Consider the following 20766-nt stretch of genomic DNA (forward strand, 5'->3'; position numbering starts at 1 on the left):
AGTGGGCGGCAGCGGACGACAGGGGGAAGCTCAATGGGCGTGCGGCTCATGGTGGTGGACGACCATCGTCTGCTGGCCGAGGCCCTCGCCTCGGCACTGAAGTTGCGCGGGCACCGCGTGCTGGCCGCGGCCGCGCCCAGCGCCGGCGCGGCCGACCTGGTCATCAGCCGCGCCCCCGAGGTGTGCCTGCTGGGCACGGCGTCCCCGGCCGAGCCGGGCGCCTTCGACCCGGTCGTCCGGATCAAACGGGAGCGCCCCCAGGTCGCCGTCGTCGTGCTCGGCCCCGTGCCGAGCCCGCTGGGCATCGCCGCGGCCTTCGCCGCCGGCGCCTCCGGCTACGTCCGGCACAACGAGCGCATCGAAGGCGTCGAGCGGGCGATGATGAAGGCCCGCGCGGGCGAGGCCGCCGTGGAGCCCCAGCTCCTCCAGGGCGCCTTCACCGAGCTCCTCAACCCCGCCACCCAGCCCGACGACGAGGGCGCCCGGCTGCTCCAGCTGCTCACCCCGCGCGAGGTCGAGGTCCTGGTGCGGGTCGCCGAGGGCGAGGACACCCGGCTGATCGCCGCCGGCATGGGGATAGCGCCCAGCACGGCCCGCACCCACGTCCAGCGCGTCCTGATGAAGCTCGGGGTGGGCTCGCGGCTGGAGGCGGCCGCCCTGGCCGCCCGTACGGGCCTGCTGGACCGTGCCACGGGCGGCTCCGCGGCCGCCCCCGCGCCGGTCAGTCCTCCCCGTCCGCCGGGGCCTGTCCGGAGCGTGCCGGGTCAGCAGGGCGGCGGCTGAGCCACAGGAAGAGGCCGCCGAGCGCGAGCATGCCGAGACCGGCCCAGAGGTTGACGTTCACCCCCTGGGCCTTGCGCAGGTCCGCGTCGGATGCGGCCGCCCCGGCGGCGGTGAGCAGCAGCCCGTAGACGGTGAACAGGCCGCCGATGACCCGCCGTATGTCGAAGGCGCTCTTCACAGCGTGCTCCTCCATCGAGAGAGGTCCTGAAGGGAAGGGTTCTACAGCGAGAAGGGGACGTAGCAGAGGGCGGCCAGGAGCACGGCCCCCCAGCCGAGCGGCGCGGGCCTGCGGTACCAGACGGTCCCGCCCTCGGCGGGCGCGGCGGCCGTCCCGTACACCAGCCCCGTCAGCGCCCCGGCGGGCCTCGGCTCGGTGACGAGCGAGACCGCGAGCATCACCGCGGCCGCGACGGCGAACGCCACGATGGACGAGACGAAGTTGGCGCCCTGGTCGGTGGGGATGCCGATGACGCCCCGCCGGTACAGCCAGAAGTAGTTGACCATCGCGGCCGCCGTGCCCGACAGCAGCCCCCAGAAGCCCGCCGCGGCCGTGGCCCGCCTCCAGAACATCCCGATGACGAAGACCGCGAAGAGCGGCACGTTGAAGAACGAGAACAGCGTCTGGAGATAGTTCATGATGTTGGAGAAGGACGAGGCGATGAACGCCGTGCCCATCCCCGCGAGCACCCCGGCCGCCGTCACCGCGCGGCCGGTGGCCAGGTAGTACGCGTCGGTGCGGCCCGGACGTACGTACGCCCGCCAGATGTCGCTGGTGAAGACCGTGTTGAAGGACGACACATTGGCGGCCATGCCCGCCATGAACGCCGCGAGCAGGCCCGTCACCGCGATGCCCAGCATGCCGTTGGGCAGCAGGTCGCGCATCAGCACGGGGATCGCGTCGTTGTAGCTCAGCCCGCTGCCGGCCCGGCCCAGGGACGGCTCCAGCACCAGGGCGATCAGCCCCGGCACGACCACCACCAGCGGGATCAGCAGCTTCGGGAAGGCCGCGATCAGCGGCGTCCGCCGGGCCGCGCCCAGGTCCTTCGCGGACAGCGCGCGCTGCACCTCGGCGAAGTTCGTCGTCCAGTAGCCGAAGCTCATCACGAAGCCCAGACCCAGCACGATGGTCAGCCAGTTGGCGCCCAGCGGATTGGCGTGGCCGACGCCCGTGCCGCCCCAGGCGCTCAGGAAGTCCTCGCCGCGCTCGGCGGAGAGCGAGTCCCACAGCCCGCCCGGCCCGCCCACGCGCTTGAGGCCGACGACCGTCAGCGGCACCAGCGCCGCCAGGATCACAAAGAACTGGAGGACCTCGTTGTAGATCGCCGAGGACAGCCCGCCGAGCGTGATGTACGCCAGGACGAAGAGGCCCGCGACGACGATCGCGACCCCCTGCGGCCAGCCCAGCAGCGCCCGCAGCACCAGCGCCAGCGCGTAGAGGTTGACGCCCGCGATCAGCACCGACGACACCGCGAAGATCACCGAGGAGAGCAGGTGCGAGGCGGGCCCGAACCGCCGCAGCAGGAACTCGGGCACCGAACCGACCCTCGACCCGTAGTAGAACGGCATCATCACCAGCCCCAGGAAGACCATGGCCGGTATCGCGCCGATCCAGTACCAGTGCACGGTGTACACGCCGTACTGCGCGCCGTTGGCGGCCATGCCCAGGATCTCGGTGGCGCCGAGGTTGGCGGCGACGAAGGCGAGCCCGGTGATCCAGGCGGGCAGCGACCGCCCGGAGAGGAAGAAGTCCAGGCTGGTGCGGACCGAACGGCGCGCGGCCACGCCGATGCCCAGGACCACGGCGAAGTAGATCGCCAGGATGGCATAGTCGAGCCCGTTGACGGGGAGCCGCAGACTCTCGGCCGAATAGCGCATGCTTCACCTCTCGGTCGCTCGGGCGCTGTTGACCGTGCTGTCGGGTCATGATTCCTTGTGTTCGGTTATGTGTGAAGGTGTGTGAGGAGAGGTCGTATGAAGAAGACGGCGACCCGGCTCGCCGACGGCCGTGAACTGCTCTACTTCGACTCCCGTGACGACGCCGTGCGCGACACCGCCGACCGGCGCCCGCTCCAACCCCCGTCCGTGGCAGGGGAGATCCGCTACGATCCGCTCGTCGGCGACGGCGTCGCCATCGCCGCCCAGCGCCAGGACCGGCCCCTCCACCCGGCCGCCGACTCCTGCCCGCTGTGTCCCTCGCGCGACGGCCGGGACACCGAAATCCCCGCCCCCGCCTATGAGGTGGCCGTCTTCGAGAACCGCTTCCCCGCCCTCTCCGGCGACAACGGCCGTTGCGAGGTCGTCTGTTTCACCGACGACCACGACGCCTCCTTCGCCGGTCTCGACGACGACCGCGCCGCGCTCGTCCTCGCCGCCTGGAGCGACCGCACCGCCGAACTCGCCCTGCTCCCCGCCGTCGAGCAGGTCTACTGCTTCGAGAACCGCGGCCACGAGATCGGCGTCACCCTCGGCCACCCCCACGGTCAGATCTACGCCTACCCCTTCGTCACCCCGCGCACCGCTCGCATGCTCGACTCCGCCGCCGCCCACCGCGAGCGCACGGGCGGCCGGAACCTCTTCGACGACGTCGTCGCCGACGAACTGGCCGACGGCCGCCGGATCGTCCTCGACGGCGAGCACTGGCTGGCCTTCGTGCCGTACGCCGCCCGCTGGCCGTACGAGATCCGGCTCCACCCGCGCCGCCGGGTGCCCGACCTGCCGTCCCTCGACGACGCGGCGCGCGCCGAGTTCCCCCGGGTCTATCTGGAGCTCCTGCGGCGCTTCGACCGGATCTTCGGCCCCGGCCTGCCGCCGACCCCCTATGTCTCCGGCTGGCACCAGGCGCCCTTCCGGCACCCCCACAGGAACGAATTCGCGCTCCACCTCGAGCTCTTCACCAGCCGCCGGGCTCCCGGAAAACTGAAGTTCGTCGCCGGTTCGGAGGCAGGCATGAACGTGTTCATCAACGACGTGCGGCCGGAGGCCGCGGCCGGACGGCTACGGGAGGTAGCGAGCGCATGAGCAGCGGAGACAGCGGAACGTACCTGGTCACGGGCGGTGCCGGCTATGTCGGAAGCGTCGTGGCCGCGCATCTGCTGGCCGCCGGGCACCAGGTGACCGTCCTCGACGACCTCTCCACCGGCCACCGCGACGCCGTCCCCGAGGGGGCCCGCTTCATTGAGGGCCGGGTCCAGGACGCGGCCCGAGAGCTGGTCGCCGGCCATGACGCCGTGCTCCACTTCGCCGCGTTCTCGCAGGTGGGGGAGTCCGTGACCCGCCCGGACACGTACTGGCGCAACAACGTCGGCGGCACGCTCGAACTGCTCACCGCCATGCGGGACGCGGGCGTGCGCACCCTCGTCTTCTCCTCCACCGCCGCCACCTACGGCGAACCGGCCACCGTCCCGATCACCGAGGACGCCCCCACCGCCCCCACCAACCCCTACGGCGCCACCAAGCTCGCCGTCGACCACATGATCGCCGGGGAGTGCGCGGCCCACGGCCTGGCCGCCGTCTCCCTGCGCTACTTCAACGTGGCGGGGGCGTACGGGCGCCACGGCGAGCGCCACGCGCCCGAGTCCCATCTGATCCCGCTCGTCCTCCAGGTGGCGCTGGGGGAGCGCGAGACGATCTCCGTCCACGGCGAGGACTACCCGACCCCCGACGGGACGTGCGTCCGCGACTACATCCACGTCGCCGACCTCGCCGAGGCCCACCTCCTGGCCCTCGGCGCGGCCCGCCCCGGCGAGCACCTGATTCTCAACCTCGGCAACGGGCGCGGCTTCTCCGTCCGCGAGGTCGTCGAGACCGTCCGCAAGGTCACCGGGCACCCCGTCCCGGAGATCCCCGGCCCGCGCCGGGCGGGCGATCCCGCCGTGCTCGTCGCCTCCGCCGAACGGGCGCGGCGGCTGCTCGGCTGGCGGCCGCGCCGCCCGGACCTCGCCGCGATCGTCGAGGACGCCTGGGACTTCGCACGGCACGGCGCCGCCCGGGAGCGCCCTTGAGCGGCGGGCGGGCGGCGTCCGGGCGGGCGGCCGCGGTACGGGCCGCGGCCGCCTTCCGGGCCGTGCACGGCACCGGCTGCGAGGGCGTGTGGGCGGCGCCCGGCCGGGTGAACCTCATCGGCGAGTACACCGACTTCAACGACGGCTTCGTGATGCCGCTCGCCCTGCCCCGGGTCACCCGGGTGGCGGCCCGCGCCCGCGCCGACGGACGGCTGCGGCTGCACTCGGCGGACATGCCGGGCGGCGTCGTGACCGTGTCGCCGGACGAGCCGCCGCCCGGCGCCGTCCGGGGCTGGGCGGCGTACCCCGCGGGCGTCCTGTGGGCGCTGCGCGAGGCGGGGCACGCCGTGGCGGGCGCGGACCTCCACGTGGAGAGCGAGGTGCCGGTGGGGGCGGGGCTCTCGTCCTCCGCCGCCCTGGAGATCGCCACCGCGCTCGCCCTCGACGGGCTGTACGGGCTCGGGCTCGCCCGCCCGGAGCTGGCCCGGCTGGCGCGACGGGCCGAGAACGTCTTCGCCGGCGTCCCCTGCGGGATCATGGACCAGACCGCCTCGGCGTGCTGCGTGGCCGGCCACGTCCTCCACCTCGACACCCGCGACCTCACCCGGCGGCACATCCCCTTCGACCCGGCGGCGCACGGCCTGCGGCTGTTGGTCGTCGACACACGCGTCAAACACGACCTGGGGGAGGGCGAATACGCGCGACGGCGCGCGGGCTGCGAGGCGGCGGCGCGCGCACTGGGGGTGCGCGCCCTGCGGGACGTCCCGTACGAGGAACTCGACGACGCGGTACGGGAGGTGCGGTCCGTGGCCGGCGCGGGCGCGCTGGTGCGGCACGTCGTCTCCGAGAACGAGCGGGTGCGGGCCGTGGCCGCGCTGCTCGACGCGGGCGACCCGCGAGCCGTCGGGCCGCTGCTGACGGCCGGGCACGCCTCCCTGCGGGACGACTTCGCCGTCTCCTGCCCGGAGTTGGACCTGGTGGTCGCCGCGGCGACCGGGGCCGGTGCGCCGGGCGCGCGGATGACGGGCGGCGGCTTCGGCGGCTCGGCCCTCGTCCTCACGGACGAGGCGGCGGCCGGGACGGTGGAACGGGCCGTGACGGAGGCCTTCGCCGCCGCCGGGTACGCGGCGCCGCGCGTCTTCACGGCGACGGCGGGCGAGGGCGCGCGGCGCGAGCTCTAGTGCTCCCGGTCCCCGAACCGCTTGATCAGCAGGTGGTTCGTCATCCCCGGCGGATAGTCCTCGACCGCCGCCACCTCCTCGTAGCCCACCTTCCGGTAGAAGCCCGGCGCCTGGAAGTCCCATGTCTCCACCTGGCTGCCCACCGCCCCGTGGGCCTCGCGCGCCACGTCCTCCGCGCGCGCCGTCAGCGCGCCGCCGAGCCCCGCGCCGCGGTGGCGCTCGTCCACCCAGAGGAGGTCGAGGTGGAGCCAGCCCCACTGGACGTGCCCGATGAGCCCGCCCGCCAGCTCGCCGTCCGGGCCGGTCGCGTAGACCTCCACGGGGACGCTGCGCTCGACGGGTGTGCCCCGCAACGCCCGCATGACGGACGAACGTTCGGTATTGGTCGCGCGGAGTCGCGCGAGGACCACATCGCGTCGTTCCGAGTCGTTCACCGCCTCAATACTGAACATAAAGCTCACGATAAACACCCGGGTCAAGCAGTTTTGCCAATCGGCTTCCGTCGCCGGACCCCGGCCGTACGCTGATGCACAGTGCCGGTGGGGGCCGGCGCTGATCAGGGGGCGAGACAGGCAGGTACGACGCCCGGGGCGGGGTGGTTGTCAGGGCACGGCGGCGGCCGTGCGCGCGTGGCGGCCCCGGGTTCGGGCGCCGTACCCGCACTGCCTCCGCCTACCGGGACATGGGGGTGGTTGTGGCACGTATTCGGGTATTGGTGGTCGACGACCACCGCATCTTCGCCGAGTCGCTCGCCGCCGCCCTCGCGGCGGAGCAGGACGTGGACGTCTCGGCCGCCGGCAGCGGGCCGGCGGCGCTGCGCGCGCTGGAGCGCGCCGCGAGCGAGGGGCGGCGCTTCGAGGTGCTGCTGATCGACGCCGACCTCGGCACGGTGGGTCCGGACGTCGCGCATGTGCCGGCGCAGCCCCGGGGCCCGGGCCAGGACGGCTCGGGGCCGGGCGAGGGCGCGGTGGACGGGATCTCGCTGGTGGCGAGGGTCCGCGCGGGCCATCCGGGGGTGCGGACGGTCGTACTGGCCGAGCGCGACGATCCACGGCGGGCGGCCGCCGCGCTCCAGGCGGGAGCCGGCGGCTGGGTGGCCAAGGACTGCTCGCTCTCACGCCTGCTGTCGGTGATACGAGGGGTGCTGCGGGACGAGACGCATCTGCCGCCCGCCCTGCTGACGGGCGTGCTGCGCGAGCTGACGGCCGCGCGCAAGCACCGCACGGAGAGCGAGCGGCTGGTGGAGTCGCTGACCCCGCGCGAGCGCGAGGTGCTGCGCTGCATGGTGGCCGGGCTGGGCCGCAAGGCCGTCGCCGAGCGGCTCTACCTCTCCCCGCACACGGTCCGTACGCATATGCAGAACGTGCTCGGCAAGCTCGGGGTGCACTCCACCCTGGCCGCCGTCGCGCTGGCCCGGCGGGCCGGGGTGGGCCCGGTGGACCTAGCCGGGGACGTTGTCGAACGGGGCGGTCAACTGGCGTAGCAGCCCGGCCAGTTCACCGCGCTGCCCGGCGGACAGCTCGGCGAGGATCGCGCGCTCCTGGGCGAGCAGCCCGGCGAGCGCCTGATCCGCGCGGTCCCGCCCCTCGGCGGTGAGCCGGACGAGCACCCCGCGCCGGTCGCTGGGGTCCGGCTCCCGCTGGACCAGGCCCTTCTTGGCGAGCCGGTCGATGCGGTTGGTCATGGTGCCCGAGGTGACCAGGGTCTGGGTCAGCAGCTGCCCGGGGGAGAGCTGATAGGGGTCCCCGGCGCGGCGCAGGGCGGTCAGGACGTCGAATTCCCAGGGCTCGAGCTCGTGCTCGGCGAAGGCGATCCGGCGCGCCCGGTCGAGATGCCGGGCCAGCCTGGAGACGCGACTGAGTACTTCGAGTGGTTCCACGTCGAGATCGGGGCGCTCTCGGCGCCACGCCGCGACCAGCCGATCGACCTCGTCCTCCATGGGATCAGTGTAGTAGGTCTGTCGACATGAAGTCTCTTGATGTCAAGATAGGTCGCATGGTGCGCCATACCCCCGACTGGGACCCCGCCCAGTACCTCCGCCACGCCGGGCACCGGACCCGGCCCTTCCATGAACTGCTCGCCCGAGTGCCGGAGCCGCCGGGTCGTCCTGCCCGGATCGCCGACCTCGGCTGCGGCGCCGGCAACGTCACGGCGCTGCTCGCCGACCGCTGGCCGGACGCCCGCATCACCGGCTACGACAACTCTGCCCCGATGCTCGCCGAGGCCGCCGCCCACGCCGGCCCCACCCCCGGCGGCGGCCGCCTCGACTTCGCCCACGCGGACCTGGCCGACTGGACGCCGGGCGTCGGCGACGAGCGCCACTACGACCTGATCGTCTCCAACGCCGCGCTCCAGTGGGTGCCCGGCCATGTACGGGCCTTCCCGGCCTGGCTGGCCGGCCTCGCGCCCGGCGGAACGTTCGCCTTCCAGGTCCCGGGGAACGGCGACGCCCCCAGCCACGCCCTGCTGCGCGAGCTGTGCGCCTCACCGCGCTGGCACGACCGCCTGGGCACGGCGGGCCGCCGCACCCTCGACGTCCTCCGGCCCGTGGAGTACCTGGAGCGGCTGACGGCGCTCGGCTGCGAGGTGGACGCGTGGGAGACGACGTACGTCCACGTCCTCCAGGGCGAGGACCCCGTCCTCGACTGGGTGCGCGGCACGGGGCTTCGGCCGGTCCTGACCGGCCTCGCGGACGACCCGGCGGCGACGCGCGCCTTCCTCGCCGAATACGGGGCGATGCTGCGGGACGCGTACCCGGCGGGGCCGGACGGGACGACGCCGTTCCCCTTCCGGCGGATCTTCGTGGTGGCCCGGAAGCGGGACCTGCCGCCTGAGCCGGGCTCGGCACCGCCGGGCGCGTAGTGGGTGGCTGGGCGCCGCTGCGGCGGGGTGAGGTGCCCCGGTCCCGCCCTTTCACCGTTTCCGGGGGCAGGCCCCCGTCCCCACGGCGGGTGAGGCGAGGGGCTCCGCCCCCGCCCACCCGGGAGCTGCCCCCCCCCGGGGGGGCCAGGGGCGCAGCCCCGGTTCGGGGGGCTGGGGGCTTGCCCCCAGGAAACGGGAAGAGGCGGGTCAGGGGCCCCCTCCCGCCGCCACGGCGCCCGGCCACCCCGCTACCCGCCCGGCGGTGCCGAACCGCCCCCGCCACCCCGGTCCCCCGGCGCCGCCCCCGGCGGCCCACCCGGCCCGGCCGGTCAAGACTTGCGGTGGCCCACCAGCCGCGGCTTCGGCTCCAGCCCGTCCAGCCCGTGCCACGCGAGGTTCACCAGATGCGCCGCCACCTCCGCCTTCCGCGGCTTCCGCACATCCAGCCACCACTGCCCCGTCAGGGCGACCATCCCCACCAGCGCCTGCGCGTACAGCGGCGCCAGCTTCGGGTCGAAGCCGCGCGCCTTGAACTCCAGGCCCAGGATGTCCTCCACCTGCGTGGCGATATCGCTGATCAGCGAGGCGAACGTGCCCGTCGACTGCGCCACCGGCGAATCCCGCACCAGGATCCGGAAGCCGTCCGTGGACTTCTCGATGTAGTCCAGGAGGGCGAAGGCCGCCTGCTCCAGCAGCTCCCTCGGGTGGCCCGCCGTCAGCGCGCCCGTGACCATGTCGAGGAGCCGCCGCATCTCACGGTCCACGACCACCGCGTACAGCCCCTCCTTGCCGCCGAAGTGCTCGTAGACCACCGGCTTGGAGACCCCGGCCTTCGCCGCGATCTCCTCCACCGACGTCCCCTCGAAGCCCCGCTCGGCGAAGAGCGTGCGACCGATGTCCAGCAGCTGCTCACGGCGCTCCGCACCGGTCATCCGCACACGGCGGGGCCGGCCGCGCCGGCTCCCGGAGGCAGCTGGCAGGTCCTTGTCACTGGTATTGCTGTCGATCGCCACGCCGTCAATCATGCCGCGTGCGCGGCATCCTCCTTATCCCGTTTCTCCCCGGACGCCCGCCGGGACTCGATCCGGCCCGCGTTCGGCCAGCGCACGTCGTACGCCCAGCCCGCCCGCTCGAACCAGCGGATGATACGGGCGCTGGAGTCCAGCTGCCCCTTCAGCACACCGTGCCGCGCCGACGTCGGGTCGGCGTGGTGGAGGTTGTGCCAGGACTCGCCGCACGACAGCACGGCCAGCCACCACACGTTCCCCGAGCGGTCCCGCGACTTGAACGGACGCTTGCCCACCGCGTGGCAGATCGAATTGATCGACCACGTCACATGGTGCAGCAGCGCCACCCGCACCAGCGAACCCCAGAAGAACGCCGTCGCCGCACCCTGCCACGACCAGGTCACCAGCCCGCCCACCAGCGGGGGCACCAGCAGCGAGACCACCGTCCACAGCACGAACTGCCGCGAGACCGCACGAAGGGCGGGGTCCTTGATCAGATCCGGTGCGTACTTCTGCTGTGACGTCTGCTCCTCGTCGAACATCCAGCCGACGTGGGCCCACCACAGCCCCTTCATCAGGGCCGGAACGGTCTCGCCGTAGCGCCAGGGCGAATGCGGGTCGCCCTCGGCGTCGGAGAACTTGTGGTGCTTGCGGTGGTCCGCGACCCAGCGGACCAGCGGTCCCTCGACCGCCAGCGACCCCATGACCGCCAGCGCGATCCGCAGCGGCCGCTTGGCCTTGAACGAACCGTGGGTGAAGTACCGGTGGTAGCCGATCGTGATGCCGTGGCAACCGATGTAGTACATGGCCACCATCAGGCCCAGATCCAGCCAGCTCACCCCCCAGCCCCAGGCCAGCGGGACGGCGGCGAGCAGGGCGACGAACGGAACGACGATGAACAGCAGCAGGGTGAACTGCTCGATCGACCGGCGTTGCTCCCCGCCCAGCGTGGCGGAGGGGAGCGGGGTCTCCTGGGCCTTCGGCGCGTCTTCGAGCACGTCGGGGCTTGCAGTCATGGGTTCCCTCATGGGGGTCGGATCTTGATCACGGTTCCTACGGTTCCGTAACCTACGGCTTCGTAAGTATGGCAGGGCCGGGCGCCTGAGCAAGAGGGCTGCGGACAACCGCGCGTCGGGCGGCGACCTATGCTGTTGCCGTCGGACAGCGCGGTCCGCCACCCCTCCAGAAGTGCCGGAAACTCTGCAAGGAGCAGCACCTGTGAGCAGTGCCGACCAGACCAACGCCGCCCTGCGCGCCGACATCCGCCGCCTCGGTGATCTCCTCGGGGAAACCCTGGTCCGCCAGGAGGGTGAAGAGCTCCTCGATCTGGTGGAACGCGTACGCGCGCTGACCCGCACCGACGGCGAGGCCGCCGCCGCGCTCCTGGCCCGCACCGACCCGGAGACCGCCGCCAAGCTCGTCCGCGCCTTCTCCACCTACTTCCACCTGGCCAACGTCACCGAGCAGGTCCACCGCGGCCGCGAACTGCGCGCCAAGCGCGACGCCGAGGGCTCGATCCTCGCCCGCACCGCCGACCAGCTCAAGGAAGCCGACCCCGAGCACCTCCGCCAGACCGTGGAGAACCTCGGCGTACGCCCCGTCTTCACCGCCCACCCCACCGAGGCCGCCCGCCGCAGCGTCCTCAACAAGCTCCGCCGCATCGCCGAGCTCCTCGACACCCCCGCCACCGGCACCGGCGACAAGCGCCGCACCGACCTCCGCCTCGCCGAGAACATCGACCTGCTCTGGCAGACCGACGAACTGCGCGTCGCCCGCCCCGAACCCACCGACGAGGCCCGCAACGCCATCTACTACCTCGACGAGCTCCACGCCGACGCCGTCGGCGACGTCCTGGAGGACCTGGCCGCGGAGCTGGACCGCGTAGGCGTCGGCCTCCCCGCCGGCACCCGCCCCCTGACCTTCGGCACCTGGATCGGCGGCGACCGCGACGGCAACCCCAACGTCACCCCCCAGGTCACCTGGGACGTGCTGATACTGCAACACGAGCACGGCATCACCGACGCCCTCGAACTCGTCGACGGCCTCCGTAGCGCCCTCTCCAACTCCATCCGCAACAGCGGCGCCACCGAGGAACTCCTCACCTCCCTCCAGCGCGACCTCGAGGCCCTCCCCGAGATCAGCCCCCGCTACAAGCGCCTCAACGCCGAGGAGCCCTACCGCCTCAAGGCCACCTGCGTCCGCCAGAAGCTCGTCAACACCCGCGAACGCCTCGCCAAGGGCACCCCCCACCAGGAAGGCCGCGACTACCTCGGCGCCGGAGACCTCCTCACCGACCTCCAGCTCATCCAGGACTCCCTCCGCGTCCACCGCGGCGGCCTCATCGCCGACGGCCGCCTGGAGCGAGCCATCCGCACCCTCGCCGCGTTCGGCCTCCACCTCGCCACCATGGACGTCCGCGAACACGCCGACGCCCACCACCACGCCCTCGGCCAGCTCTTCGACCGCCTCGGCGAGGAATCCTGGCGCTACGCCGACATGCCCCGCGACTACCGCCGCCGCCTTCTCGCCAAGGAACTCCGCTCCCGCCGCCCCCTGGCCCCCAGCCCGGCGCCGTTGGACGCGGCCGGAGCCAAGACCCTCGGCGTCTTCGGCACCATCCGCGAAGCCCTGGAGAAGTTCGGCCCCGAGGTCGTCGAGTCCTACATCATCTCCATGTGCCAGGGCGCCGACGACGTCTTCGCCGCCGCCGTCCTCGCCCGCGAGGCCGGCCTCGTCGACCTCCACGCCGGCTGGGCCAAGATCGGCATCGTCCCGCTGCTGGAAACCACCGACGAGCTCAAGGAAGCCGACCGCCTCCTCGACGAAATGCTCGCCGACCCCTCCTACCGACGCCTGGTCTCCCTGCGCGGCGACGTCCAGGAAGTCATGCTCGGCTACTCCGACTCCTCCAAGTTCGGCGGCATCACCACCAGCCAGTGGGAGATCCACCGAGCCCAGCGGCGCCTGCGCGACGTCGCCCACCGCTACGGCGTCCGCCTCCGCCTCTTCCACGGCCGCGGCGGCACCGTCGGCCGCGGCGGCGGCCCCACCCACGACGCCATCCTCGCCCAGCCCTGGGGCACCCTCGAAGGCGAGATCAAGGTCACCGAACAGGGCGAGGTCATCTCCGACAAGTACCTCATCCCCTCCCTCGCCCGGGAGAACCTGGAACTGACAGTGGCGGCGACGCTGCAGGCCTCCGCCCTCCACACCGCCCCCCGCCAGTCCGACGAAGCCCTCGCCCGCTGGGACGCGGCCATGGACACCGTCTCCGACGCCGCCCACTCCGCCTACCGGCGCCTGGTGGAGGACAAGGACCTCCCCGCCTACTTCTTCGCCTCCACACCGGTGGACCAGCTCGCGGAGCTCCACCTGGGATCGCGGCCCTCCCGCCGCCCCGACTCCGGCGCCGGCCTCGACGGCCTGCGAGCCATCCCCTGGGTCTTCGGCTGGACCCAGTCACGCCAGATCGTCCCCGGCTGGTTCGGCGTCGGCTCCGGCCTCAAGGCCGCACGCGAAGCGGGCCTGGACACCGTCCTGGACGAAATGCACACCCACTGGCACTTCTTCCAGAACTTCCTCTCCAACGTCGAGATGACCCTCGCCAAGACCGACCTGCGCATCGCCCAGCACTACGTCGACACCCTCGTACCCGACGAGCTCAAGCACGTCTTCGACACCATCCGGGCCGAACACGAGCTGACCGTCCAGGAAGTCCTGCGCATCACCGGAGAGGGCGAGCTGCTGGCCGCCAGCCCCGTGCTGCGCCAGACCTTCCACATCCGCGACGCCTACCTCGACCCGATCTCCTACCTCCAGGTGACGCTCCTGGACCGGCAGCGCCGCGCCGCCGAACAGGGCGCCGACCCGGACCCGCTCCTGGCACGAGCCCTGCTCCTCACCGTCAACGGCGTCGCCGCCGGCCTCCGCAACACCGGCTGACACCCACGGAAAACGCCGGACGGGCCGGGATCGCCACGATCCCGGCCCGTCCGGCGCACCCGGTCAGGAGTTGTACGTGCTCTGCGCCCGCTCCAGACCGTCCACGATCAGCGTCTCCACCGCATCCGCCGCACGGTCGACCTCGAAGGCCAGCTCCTTGCGCTCGGTGGACGAGAAATCCTTGAGGACGAAGTCCGCCACCTGCATCCGCCCCGGCGGCCGGCCGATCCCGAACCGCACCCGGCAGTAGTCCGGCCCCATCGCCTTCGTGATGGACTTCAGACCGTTGTGGCCGTTGTCACCACCACCGAGCTTCAGCCGCAACTGCCCGAAATCGATGTCCAGCTCGTCATGGACCGCGACGATCCGCTCCACCGGCACCTTGTAGAAGTCACGCAGCGCCGTCGTCGGACCACCCGACAGATTCATGAACGACATCGGCTTGGCGATCACCACCCGGCGGCTCCCCGGACCGGGCGGGCCGACCCGGCCCTCGACGACCTGCGCCCGCGCCTTGTGCGCCTTGAACTTGCCGCCCATCCGCTCGGCCAGCAGATCCGCGACCATGAAACCCACGTTGTGGCGGTTCCCCGCGTACTCAGGGCCGGGATTGCCGAGGCCCACGATCAGCCAGGGGCTGGAGTCGTCCGTCATGCGCATACCTCCTTCATACGCCAACCGCCGCCCCGCTCCGGCGAGGGAACGGGACGGCGGTCGGAAAGAAACCCGCGAGGGGCGTGGCTCAGGCCCTGGATCAGGCCTTGACGACCAGCAGGTCGACGTGCTCCAGGAAGCCCTTCAGCGGGTCGCGCTGAACCTGCTTGGGAACGACGACCTCGTTGCGGCCCTCGATGTCCAGGGACAGGACGACGCCCGGGGTCTTCAGGGCCATCATCAGGTCGTGGCCCGGCAGGGACACGTGAACCGGCTCGGCACCGTGGCCGTAGACGACGGCGGGAACCTGGTCGGCGCGACGGATACGGCGGGCGGCGCCCTTGCCGAAGTCGGTGCGGACGGTGGCGGCGAGCTTGACCTCGGCCATGGTGCACTCCTCGAGTAACAGCTGATGTGGACGGTCACCCGGCCCACGACAGGCCTGCTACGAAGAGCGCGTCGATAACGGACCGCCGCACATGAGTGCGGCCTCCCTCGCCGAGCAACTCCAGGAGTCTACCCGGCGGAGGAGGCCGCCCAGAAATCGATCAGCGATCGCTCACCGCGACTGCATGATCGTTACAGCACGAGCACTCAGCCCAGCTCGTCGAAGAGGCTCGTCACCGAACCGTCCTCGAAGACCTCACGCACGGCACGCGCGATCGTCGGCGCGATCGACAGCACCGTGATCTTGTCGAGCTCCAGCTCGTTCGGCGTCGGCAGGGTGTTCGTGAACACGAACTCGCTCACCTTGGAGTTCTTCAGCCGGTCCGCGGCCGGACCCGACAGCACACCGTGCGTCGCGGTCACGATGACGTCCTCGGCGCCGTGCGCGAACAGCGCGTCGGCGGCGGCGCAGATGGTGCCACCCGTGTCGATCATGTCGTCGACGAGCACGCACACGCGGCCCTTGACGTCACCGACGACCTCGTGGACGGTCACCTGGTTGGCGACGTCCTTGTCACGACGCTTGTGGACGATCGCCAGCGGCGCGCCCAGACGGTCGCACCAGCGGTCGGCGACACGCACACGACCGGCGTCCGGCGAGACCACCGTCAGCTTGTCGCGGTCGACCTTGGCACCCACGTAGTCCGCCAGGATCGGCAGCGCGAACAGGTGGTCCACCGGACCGTCGAAGAAGCCCTGGATCTGGTCGGTGTGGAGGTCCACCGTCAGCAGACGGTCGGCACCGGCCGTCTTCATCAGGTCCGCGATCAGACGGGCCGAGATGGGCTCACGACCGCGGTGCTTCTTGTCCTGACGGGCATAGCCGTAGAAGGGCAGGATCACGGTGATGCTGCGGGCCGACGCGCGCTTCAGCGCGTCGATCATGATCAGCTGCTCCATGACCCACTTGTTGATGGGAGCCGTGTGGCTCTGCATCAGGAAGCAGTCGGCACCACGGGCCGACTCCTGGAAGCGGACGTAGATCTCACCGTTGGCGAAGTCGAAGGCCTTGGTCGGGACCAGGCCGACGCCCAGCTGGTGCGCGACCTCCTCGGCAAGCTCGGGGTGGGCGCGGCCGGAGAAGAGCATCAGCTTCTTCTCGCCGGTCGTCTTGATCCCGGTCACAGCACAGTCTCCTTGGATGTCGCTTTGTGTGCGCTTATCACGGTACGCCCCGCGCGGCGTGCCGGTGTCACGGTCACTGCTCTTCGCCGGTGTCCCGCTGGACCGCGGAAGCGGCCTGCGCGGCCGCGCTCCCGGGACGCTTACGGGCCACCCAGCCCTCGATATTCCGCTGCTGGCCACGGGCGACGGCCAGCGAGCCCGGGGGCACATCCTTGGTGATGACCGAGCCGGCGGCGGTGTACGCGCCGTCCCCGATCGTGACCGGAGCCACAAACATGTTGTCCGATCCGGTCCGGCAGTGCGAGCCGATCGTGGTGTGGTGCTTGGCCACACCGTCGTAGTTCACAAAGACGCTCGCCGCGCCGATGTTGGTGTACTCGCCGATCGTCGCGTCGCCCACATACGACAGATGCGGGACCTTCGTCCCCTCGCCGATCTCGGCATTCTTCATCTCGACGTAGGCGCCGGCCTTGGACTTCCGGCCCAGCCTCGTCCCCGGCCGCAGATAGGCGTACGGGCCCACGAGCGCGCCCTCGCCGATGACGGCGGACTCCGCGACGGTGTTGTCCACGCGAGCGCCCGCGCCCACCGTGGTGTCCGTCAGCCGCGTGTTCGGGCCGACCTCGGCACCGGAGGCCAGATGGGTCGCGCCCAGCAGCTGGGTACCCGGCTGCACCAGCGAGTCCGGCTCGAAGGTCACCGTCACGTCGACCCAGGTGGAGGCCGGGTCCACGACCGTCACACCGCTCATCATCGCGACGTGCAGCAGCCGCTCGTTGAGCAGCTTGCGGGCCTCCGCGAGCTGGACGCGGTTGTTGATCCCCAGGATCTCCCGGTGGTCGCCCGCGACGGCGGCACCGACCCGGTGCCCGGCCTCGCGCAGGATCCCCAGGACGTCGGTCAGGTACTCCTCGCCCTGGCTGTTGTCCGTACGGACCTTGCCGAGCGCGTCGGTCAGCAGCTGGGCGTCGAACGCGAACACCCCGGAGTTGATCTCACGGATGGCGCGCTGCTCGTCGGTGGCGTCCTTGTGCTCGACGATCGCGGTCACGGCGCCGGTCGCCTCGTCCCGCACGATGCGGCCGTAGCCGGTCGAGTCCGGCACCTCGGCGCTGAGCACGGTCACGGCGTTGCCGTCGGCGGCGTGGGTGTCCGCGAGGCGCTTCAGGGTCTCACCGGTGAGCAGCGGGGTGTCGCCGCAGACGACGACGACGGTGCCGTCGAGGGCGATACCGCTGTTCGACAGCTCCTCCAGGCCCATGCGCACCGCGTGGCCGGTGCCGTTCTGCTCGTACTGGACGGCGGTACGGACCTCGGGGTCGATCTCGGCCAGGTGCGCGGAGACCTGCTCACGGGCGTGGCCGACGATGACGACGAGGTGCTCGGGGTCGAGCTCGCGGGAGGCGGCGACGACGTGCCCGACGAGGGAGCGGCCGCAGATCGCGTGGAGGACCTTGGGGGTCGTGGACTTCATGCGGGTGCCCTCACCCGCTGCGAGGACGACGACGGCTGCCGGGCGGTTGGCGCTCACGGGTGTGCCCTTCGGCTTCGAGGGGGGTGGACATCCGCAGGATACCGGGGCGTAAGAAGGTCGAAACGCGCGCGGGTCCTGACCTGGGAGGTCAGGACCCGAATTCAAGGCTCCCGGGGAAGGAATCGAACCCTCATTCAACGGACCAAAACCGTTTGTCCTGCCTTTAGACGACCCGGGATGGTTTGCGCACTATGTCCGATTCGCTTGATCGGCTGCGCGCGCAGGGAACACTATGCCGTACCACCGGCCTTCGATGCGACGGTACGGGTCGGCACTTCCGGCCATGCGAACGGTCGGGCGGGCGCGGGCCTGCATGTCCGTCTCCGGTCGAACCATGAGGTCGGCGTCCGCGCCCGGCCCGAGCGGAAGCATCGAATCCGCGATCGATTCAACAGTTCGGGCGAAACGTGCAGCTTTCGCCCCCGTTCGGATCCGCTCCATGCTGCCGCGCGTACGGGAAAACCGATGGCGCCCGCCCGTAGTCTGGGTGGTATGACCGCAACGGGGGCAATCGTGGAAGAGGGCGCGCGCGGCGCGCCTTCGGGGCCGTGGTGGTGGGCGCGGCGGCGGAGCATGGTGCTGGATGTGGCGCTGGCTCTGGTGTCGGCTCTGGAGTGTCTGCTGGAGGGTGTCTCCTTCGCGCACGAGGTGGGGATGCCCGGTGTGCTGGGCGGGCTCATAGGTGTGCCCGTGGGGGCCGCTCTGGTGGTGCGGCGGCGGTGGCCGGTCGCCGTGGTGTTGATCTCCATAGCGACGACGCCGGCGGAGATGGGTTTTCTCCTCGGCATCGTCGGTCTGTATTCGCTGGCGGCCTCCGAGGTGCCGCGGCGGATCATCGTGGTGCTGTCGGCGGCGTCGCTGCTGGGCACGCTGGTCGTGACGGTCGCCCGGTTCCATCAGGACATGGCTCAGGACGGTTACCACCCGGGCTCGTGGTCGATGCTCGCGATCTCCATGTTGCTGGCGCTGGGGCTGACCGCGCCCCCGGTGCTGATGGGGTTGTACGTGGGGGCCAGACGCCGGCTGGTGGAGAGTCTGCGGGAGCGGGCGGACGGTCTGGAGCGGGAGCTGTCGTTGCTGGCCGACCGGGCCGAGGAGCGGGCCGTGTGGGCCCGTAACGAGGAGCGGACGCGGATCGCGCGGGAGATGCACGACGTGGTGGCGCACCGGGTGTCCTTGATGGTGGTGCACGCGGCCGCGTTGCAGGCCGTGGCGCTGAAGGATCCGGAGAAGGCCTCGCGGAACGCGGGGCTGGTGGGTGACATGGGGCGGCAGGCGCTGACGGAGCTGCGGGAGATGCTGGGCGTGCTGCGGACGTCGCAGGTCGGGGCGTCGGTGGCCGAGCGGCCGGGGGAGGTGGAGCCGCAGCGGCTGGCGGAGGTGGCGGTGGCCGCCTCGGCGCGGGCGCGGGCGGCGGCTGGTGGGCCGGGTGCGCCAGTGGCCTCGGCGGTGCCGGGCGTTCCGGTGGCGGCTGTCGTGGACGGTGGTGGGCCGACGCTGGAGGGGCTGGAGGACCTGGTGGGTCAGTCCCGGGACGCGGGGATGGCCGTGGAGCTGTCCGTGGTGGGTGAGGAGCGTTCGTACGCGCCGGGTGTGGAGCGGACGGCCTACCGGGTGGTGCAGGAGGCTCTGACGAACGTCCACAAGCACGCTCCGGGTGCCAAGGCGGTCGTGCGGCTGGCCCACCGGGACGCGGAGGTGGCCTTGCAGGTGGAGAACGGTCCGTCCGACGGTGGCGGTACGGACGCGGGGCTGCCGAGTGGTGGCAACGGTCTGGTGGGTATGCGGGAGCGGGTGACGGCGCTGGGCGGGGTGTTCGTGTCGGGGCCGACGGACGCGGGGGGATTCCGGGTGTCGGCGGTCATTCCGGATGCGGTGGCGGCGTAGGTGGCCCTGGGTGGCCCTGGGCGTGTCCCGGGGCCACTGCGCCCCCGCGCGTGGAGCGTCGCGGATTGTTCAGTGCGGGGCGGCCGCCGAGAGGCGTGAGGGCCTGACGCCCGTCACGAGTGTTCCGATCGCGTGGTCCATGTCGGAACCGAGGTACCAGTCCCCGGTGTGGTCAAGGCTGTAGACGCGGCCGTGGGTGTCGATGGCGAGGAGGGCCTGGCCGTCGAGTTCCTGGCCGAGGGGGCAGACCTCGGTGCCGAGTGCGCGGCCGAGGTCGGCGACGGTGCGGGCGAGGTGGAGGCCGTGCAGGGGGTCGATGTGGAAGGGCGTGGGGGCGATGTGCCGGCCCGGCCCGGGGCCGACGATGTGCAGTCCGCCGAATTCGGCCCAGGCCTCGACGGCGGCGGGGAAGACGGTGTGCCGGTGTCCGGCGGGGGAGACGTGGGCGCGCAGTGCGTCGGCCCAGTTCTCGGCGGCTTTGATGTCCCAGCGGCCCGGTTGCCAGCCGGCTTCGCGCAGGGCGGCGTCGACGGCGACGGGGAAGCGGGTGGCGGCGGTGCGGTCGAATGCGCGCATGGCGGGGGGTCAGCTCCTGCCGTTGGTCGGGGCGGCGGGGTCGACGGCCCGTACGCCGAAGTGGGCCAGGAGTTCGGTGCAGGAGCGGCAGGGCGGGGCGTAGCAGCCGTGGCGGGGGTCGCCGTCCTCGCGGATGTGGCGGGCGGTCACCTTGGCCTGCTTGAGGGCGCGGCGTGCTTCGCCGTGGGTGAGGGGTTTGCGGGCGGCGCGTTTGCTGCGGCCGGCTTCGTGGGCGCTGAGGTAGCGGGTGAGGAGTACGGCTTCGGGGCAGCGGCCGGTGAAGCGTTCGCGGCGTTCGTGGGTGAGGGTGTCGAGGAAGTCCTGGACGAGGGGGTGGAGTCTGGGTGGTTGGTCGGATTTGGCCGCGGTGCAGGTGAGTGTCTCGCCGCGGACGGACAGGGCGGCGGCCACGGCGGGCAGGAAGCCGTCGCGGCGGTGCAGCAGGGCGGGCGGGCGCTCGGCGTCCTCGGTGGAGCTCCAGGTGAGCCGGGGGTCGCCCGGGGCGCTCGCGTCGGTGTGCCGTTCCTGAGTCGTGTGCATGGCGGTTCTTCCCTCCCGTGCAATCCCCCTGTTGCGGGGATCAGCCTGCCAAACGGGGCGGCGGGTGTGGAAGGCAGGTCGGTGTTGTACGGGTCTGGTGTGTCGAACGGTCACCGTGAGGTCACGAGTCGTCGCGGCCCGGTCGTCGGTGTGCGGGGTTCGTACGCATTCGCATACGGGTGCGGCCATGGGCGCGGGGCCGTTCTTGCGGCAGCGCATAGGCTGTC

General features: G+C 72.0%; 19 protein-coding genes, 1 tRNA gene and 1 pseudogene. 8 read left to right on the forward strand and 13 right to left on the reverse strand.

All coding sequences use genetic code 11. The features are described 5' to 3' along the window. The first annotated feature begins 33 nt into the window (after positions 1 to 33). On the forward strand, positions 34 to 783 hold the full coding sequence (locus ACFYZR_RS15990) for a response regulator transcription factor (protein WP_391910468.1): 750 nt from the start codon (positions 34 to 36) through the stop codon (positions 781 to 783). Here ACFYZR_RS15990 and ACFYZR_RS15995 read toward each other — a convergent pair. Continuing rightward, positions 722 to 976 carry a hypothetical protein gene (locus ACFYZR_RS15995; protein WP_391910470.1) on the reverse strand — a complete coding sequence of 85 codons (255 nt, stop codon included), beginning with the start codon at positions 974 to 976 and terminating at the stop codon, positions 722 to 724. The genes ACFYZR_RS15990 and ACFYZR_RS15995 overlap by 62 nt on opposite strands. Positions 977 to 1002: 26 nt before the next feature. Further along, positions 1003 to 2658 carry a sodium:solute symporter family protein gene (locus tag ACFYZR_RS16000; protein WP_391910471.1) on the reverse strand — a complete coding sequence of 552 codons (1656 nt, stop codon included), beginning with the start codon at positions 2656 to 2658 and terminating at the stop codon, positions 1003 to 1005. A 96-nt stretch (positions 2659 to 2754) separates the two neighbouring features. Here ACFYZR_RS16000 and galT point away from each other — a divergent pair, with 96 nt between their 5' ends. The 3 genes from galT to galK are packed head-to-tail and all read left to right on the forward strand — an operon-like array spanning position 2755 to position 5965. Next, positions 2755 to 3801, forward strand: a complete 1047-nt coding sequence (gene galT / locus ACFYZR_RS16005) for a galactose-1-phosphate uridylyltransferase (protein WP_391910473.1) — start codon at positions 2755 to 2757, stop codon at positions 3799 to 3801. Then, positions 3798 to 4784 (forward strand): UDP-glucose 4-epimerase GalE, encoded by a 987-nt coding sequence (galE, locus tag ACFYZR_RS16010; RefSeq protein WP_391910475.1) that lies wholly within the window; start codon positions 3798 to 3800, stop codon positions 4782 to 4784. The genes galT and galE overlap by 4 nt, the downstream gene beginning before the upstream one ends. Further along, a complete protein-coding gene (gene galK / locus ACFYZR_RS16015; protein ID WP_391910477.1) occupies positions 4781 to 5965 on the forward strand; it encodes a galactokinase in 1185 nt (394 codons plus the stop codon). The genes galE and galK overlap by 4 nt, the downstream gene beginning before the upstream one ends. On the opposite strand, the gene ACFYZR_RS16020 is transcribed toward galK, so the two are convergent. After that, positions 5962 to 6417 carry a GNAT family N-acetyltransferase gene (locus tag ACFYZR_RS16020; protein ID WP_391910479.1) on the reverse strand — a complete coding sequence of 152 codons (456 nt, stop codon included), beginning with the start codon at positions 6415 to 6417 and terminating at the stop codon, positions 5962 to 5964. The two genes, galK and ACFYZR_RS16020, sit on opposite strands and share 4 nt — an antisense overlap. A 242-nt stretch (positions 6418 to 6659) precedes the next feature. Between ACFYZR_RS16020 and ACFYZR_RS16025 the strand changes: the two genes are divergently transcribed. Beyond that, positions 6660 to 7448 carry a LuxR C-terminal-related transcriptional regulator gene (locus ACFYZR_RS16025; RefSeq protein WP_391910481.1) on the forward strand — a complete coding sequence of 263 codons (789 nt, stop codon included), beginning with the start codon at positions 6660 to 6662 and terminating at the stop codon, positions 7446 to 7448. Here the strand turns inward: ACFYZR_RS16025 and ACFYZR_RS16030 are convergent. Further along, entirely contained in the window at positions 7407 to 7904 is a 498-nt protein-coding gene (locus ACFYZR_RS16030; RefSeq protein WP_391910483.1) for a MarR family winged helix-turn-helix transcriptional regulator, read from the reverse strand. The genes ACFYZR_RS16025 and ACFYZR_RS16030 overlap by 42 nt on opposite strands. A 56-nt stretch (positions 7905 to 7960) precedes the next feature. Here ACFYZR_RS16030 and ACFYZR_RS16035 point away from each other — a divergent pair, with 56 nt between their 5' ends. Further along, positions 7961 to 8827 carry a trans-aconitate 2-methyltransferase gene (locus tag ACFYZR_RS16035; RefSeq protein WP_391910485.1) on the forward strand — a complete coding sequence of 289 codons (867 nt, stop codon included), beginning with the start codon at positions 7961 to 7963 and terminating at the stop codon, positions 8825 to 8827. Positions 8828 to 9156: 329 nt separating this feature from the next. Here the strand turns inward: ACFYZR_RS16035 and ACFYZR_RS16040 are convergent, their stop codons facing one another. Beyond that, a complete protein-coding gene (locus ACFYZR_RS16040; RefSeq protein WP_189454456.1) occupies positions 9157 to 9852 on the reverse strand; it encodes a TetR/AcrR family transcriptional regulator in 696 nt (231 codons plus the stop codon). Next, a complete protein-coding gene (locus ACFYZR_RS16045; RefSeq protein WP_391910488.1) occupies positions 9849 to 10850 on the reverse strand; it encodes an acyl-CoA desaturase in 1002 nt (333 codons plus the stop codon). The genes ACFYZR_RS16040 and ACFYZR_RS16045 overlap by 4 nt, the downstream gene beginning before the upstream one ends. Positions 10851 to 11052: 202 nt before the next feature. Here ACFYZR_RS16045 and ppc point away from each other — a divergent pair, with 202 nt between their 5' ends. Beyond that, positions 11053 to 13776, forward strand: coding sequence for a phosphoenolpyruvate carboxylase (gene ppc, locus ACFYZR_RS16050; RefSeq protein ID WP_391910490.1), 2724 nt, complete (start codon positions 11053 to 11055; stop codon positions 13774 to 13776). A 63-nt stretch (positions 13777 to 13839) separates the two neighbouring features. Here the strand turns inward: ppc and pth are convergent, their stop codons facing one another. The 5 genes and pseudogenes from pth to ACFYZR_RS16075 all read right to left on the reverse strand — a co-directional run bounded on the left by pth (position 13840) and on the right by ACFYZR_RS16075 (position 17714). After that, on the reverse strand, positions 13840 to 14430 hold the full coding sequence (pth, locus tag ACFYZR_RS16055) for an aminoacyl-tRNA hydrolase (protein ID WP_126914516.1): 591 nt from the start codon (positions 14428 to 14430) through the stop codon (positions 13840 to 13842). 106 nt (positions 14431 to 14536) lie between these two features. Continuing rightward, a pseudogene (locus ACFYZR_RS16060) lies at positions 14537 to 14818 on the reverse strand (50S ribosomal protein L25); the annotation flags it as partial. 206 nt (positions 14819 to 15024) lie between these two features. Continuing rightward, positions 15025 to 16002, reverse strand: a complete 978-nt coding sequence (locus ACFYZR_RS16065) for a ribose-phosphate diphosphokinase (RefSeq protein ID WP_229356662.1) — start codon at positions 16000 to 16002, stop codon at positions 15025 to 15027. 73 nt (positions 16003 to 16075) lie between these two features. Next, complete coding sequence (gene glmU, locus ACFYZR_RS16070) at positions 16076 to 17533, reverse strand: bifunctional UDP-N-acetylglucosamine diphosphorylase/glucosamine-1-phosphate N-acetyltransferase GlmU (protein WP_391910493.1); 1458 nt, start codon at positions 17531 to 17533, stop codon at positions 16076 to 16078. 110 nt (positions 17534 to 17643) lie between these two features. Continuing rightward, a tRNA-Gln gene (locus tag ACFYZR_RS16075) sits at positions 17644 to 17714 on the reverse strand. Positions 17715 to 18028: 314 nt separating this feature from the next. On the opposite strand from ACFYZR_RS16075, the gene ACFYZR_RS16080 reads away from it, so the two are divergent. Continuing rightward, positions 18029 to 19423 carry a sensor histidine kinase gene (locus ACFYZR_RS16080; protein WP_391910495.1) on the forward strand — a complete coding sequence of 465 codons (1395 nt, stop codon included), beginning with the start codon at positions 18029 to 18031 and terminating at the stop codon, positions 19421 to 19423. A gap of 69 nt (positions 19424 to 19492) precedes the next feature. Here the strand turns inward: ACFYZR_RS16080 and ACFYZR_RS16085 are convergent, their stop codons facing one another. Together ACFYZR_RS16085 and ACFYZR_RS16090 are read right to left on the reverse strand one after the other, a co-directional pair. Then, a complete protein-coding gene (locus tag ACFYZR_RS16085; RefSeq protein WP_391910497.1) occupies positions 19493 to 19999 on the reverse strand; it encodes an SUKH-3 domain-containing protein in 507 nt (168 codons plus the stop codon). A gap of 9 nt (positions 20000 to 20008) precedes the next feature. Then, positions 20009 to 20539 carry a YwqJ-related putative deaminase gene (locus ACFYZR_RS16090; protein WP_391910499.1) on the reverse strand — a complete coding sequence of 177 codons (531 nt, stop codon included), beginning with the start codon at positions 20537 to 20539 and terminating at the stop codon, positions 20009 to 20011. Positions 20540 to 20766: the final 227 nt, after the last annotated feature.

The sequence above is a fragment of the Streptomyces sp. NPDC001678 genome, assembly GCF_042892945.1.
In the GTDB taxonomy this organism is placed as follows: domain Bacteria; phylum Actinomycetota; class Actinomycetes; order Streptomycetales; family Streptomycetaceae; genus Streptomyces.

Coding starts and splice junctions, on each gene's coding strand:
- ACFYZR_RS15990 (WP_391910468.1), top strand. CDS start 34: ATGGGCGTGCGGCTCATGGTGGTGGACGACCATCGTCTGCTGGCCGAG.
- ACFYZR_RS15995 (WP_391910470.1), bottom strand. CDS start 976: ATGGAGGAGCACGCTGTGAAGAGCGCCTTCGACATACGGCGGGTCATC.
- ACFYZR_RS16000 (WP_391910471.1), bottom strand. CDS start 2,658: ATGCGCTATTCGGCCGAGAGTCTGCGGCTCCCCGTCAACGGGCTCGAC.
- galT (WP_391910473.1), top strand. CDS start 2,755: ATGAAGAAGACGGCGACCCGGCTCGCCGACGGCCGTGAACTGCTCTAC.
- galE (WP_391910475.1), top strand. CDS start 3,798: ATGAGCAGCGGAGACAGCGGAACGTACCTGGTCACGGGCGGTGCCGGC.
- ACFYZR_RS16020 (WP_391910479.1), bottom strand. CDS start 6,417: ATGTTCAGTATTGAGGCGGTGAACGACTCGGAACGACGCGATGTGGTC.
- ACFYZR_RS16030 (WP_391910483.1), bottom strand. CDS start 7,904: ATGGAGGACGAGGTCGATCGGCTGGTCGCGGCGTGGCGCCGAGAGCGC.
- ACFYZR_RS16035 (WP_391910485.1), top strand. CDS start 7,961: ATGGTGCGCCATACCCCCGACTGGGACCCCGCCCAGTACCTCCGCCAC.
- ACFYZR_RS16040 (WP_189454456.1), bottom strand. CDS start 9,852: ATGATTGACGGCGTGGCGATCGACAGCAATACCAGTGACAAGGACCTG.
- ACFYZR_RS16045 (WP_391910488.1), bottom strand. CDS start 10,850: ATGACTGCAAGCCCCGACGTGCTCGAAGACGCGCCGAAGGCCCAGGAG.
- pth (WP_126914516.1), bottom strand. CDS start 14,430: ATGACGGACGACTCCAGCCCCTGGCTGATCGTGGGCCTCGGCAATCCC.
- ACFYZR_RS16080 (WP_391910495.1), top strand. CDS start 18,029: ATGACCGCAACGGGGGCAATCGTGGAAGAGGGCGCGCGCGGCGCGCCT.
- ACFYZR_RS16085 (WP_391910497.1), bottom strand. CDS start 19,999: ATGCGCGCATTCGACCGCACCGCCGCCACCCGCTTCCCCGTCGCCGTC.
- ACFYZR_RS16090 (WP_391910499.1), bottom strand. CDS start 20,539: ATGCACACGACTCAGGAACGGCACACCGACGCGAGCGCCCCGGGCGAC.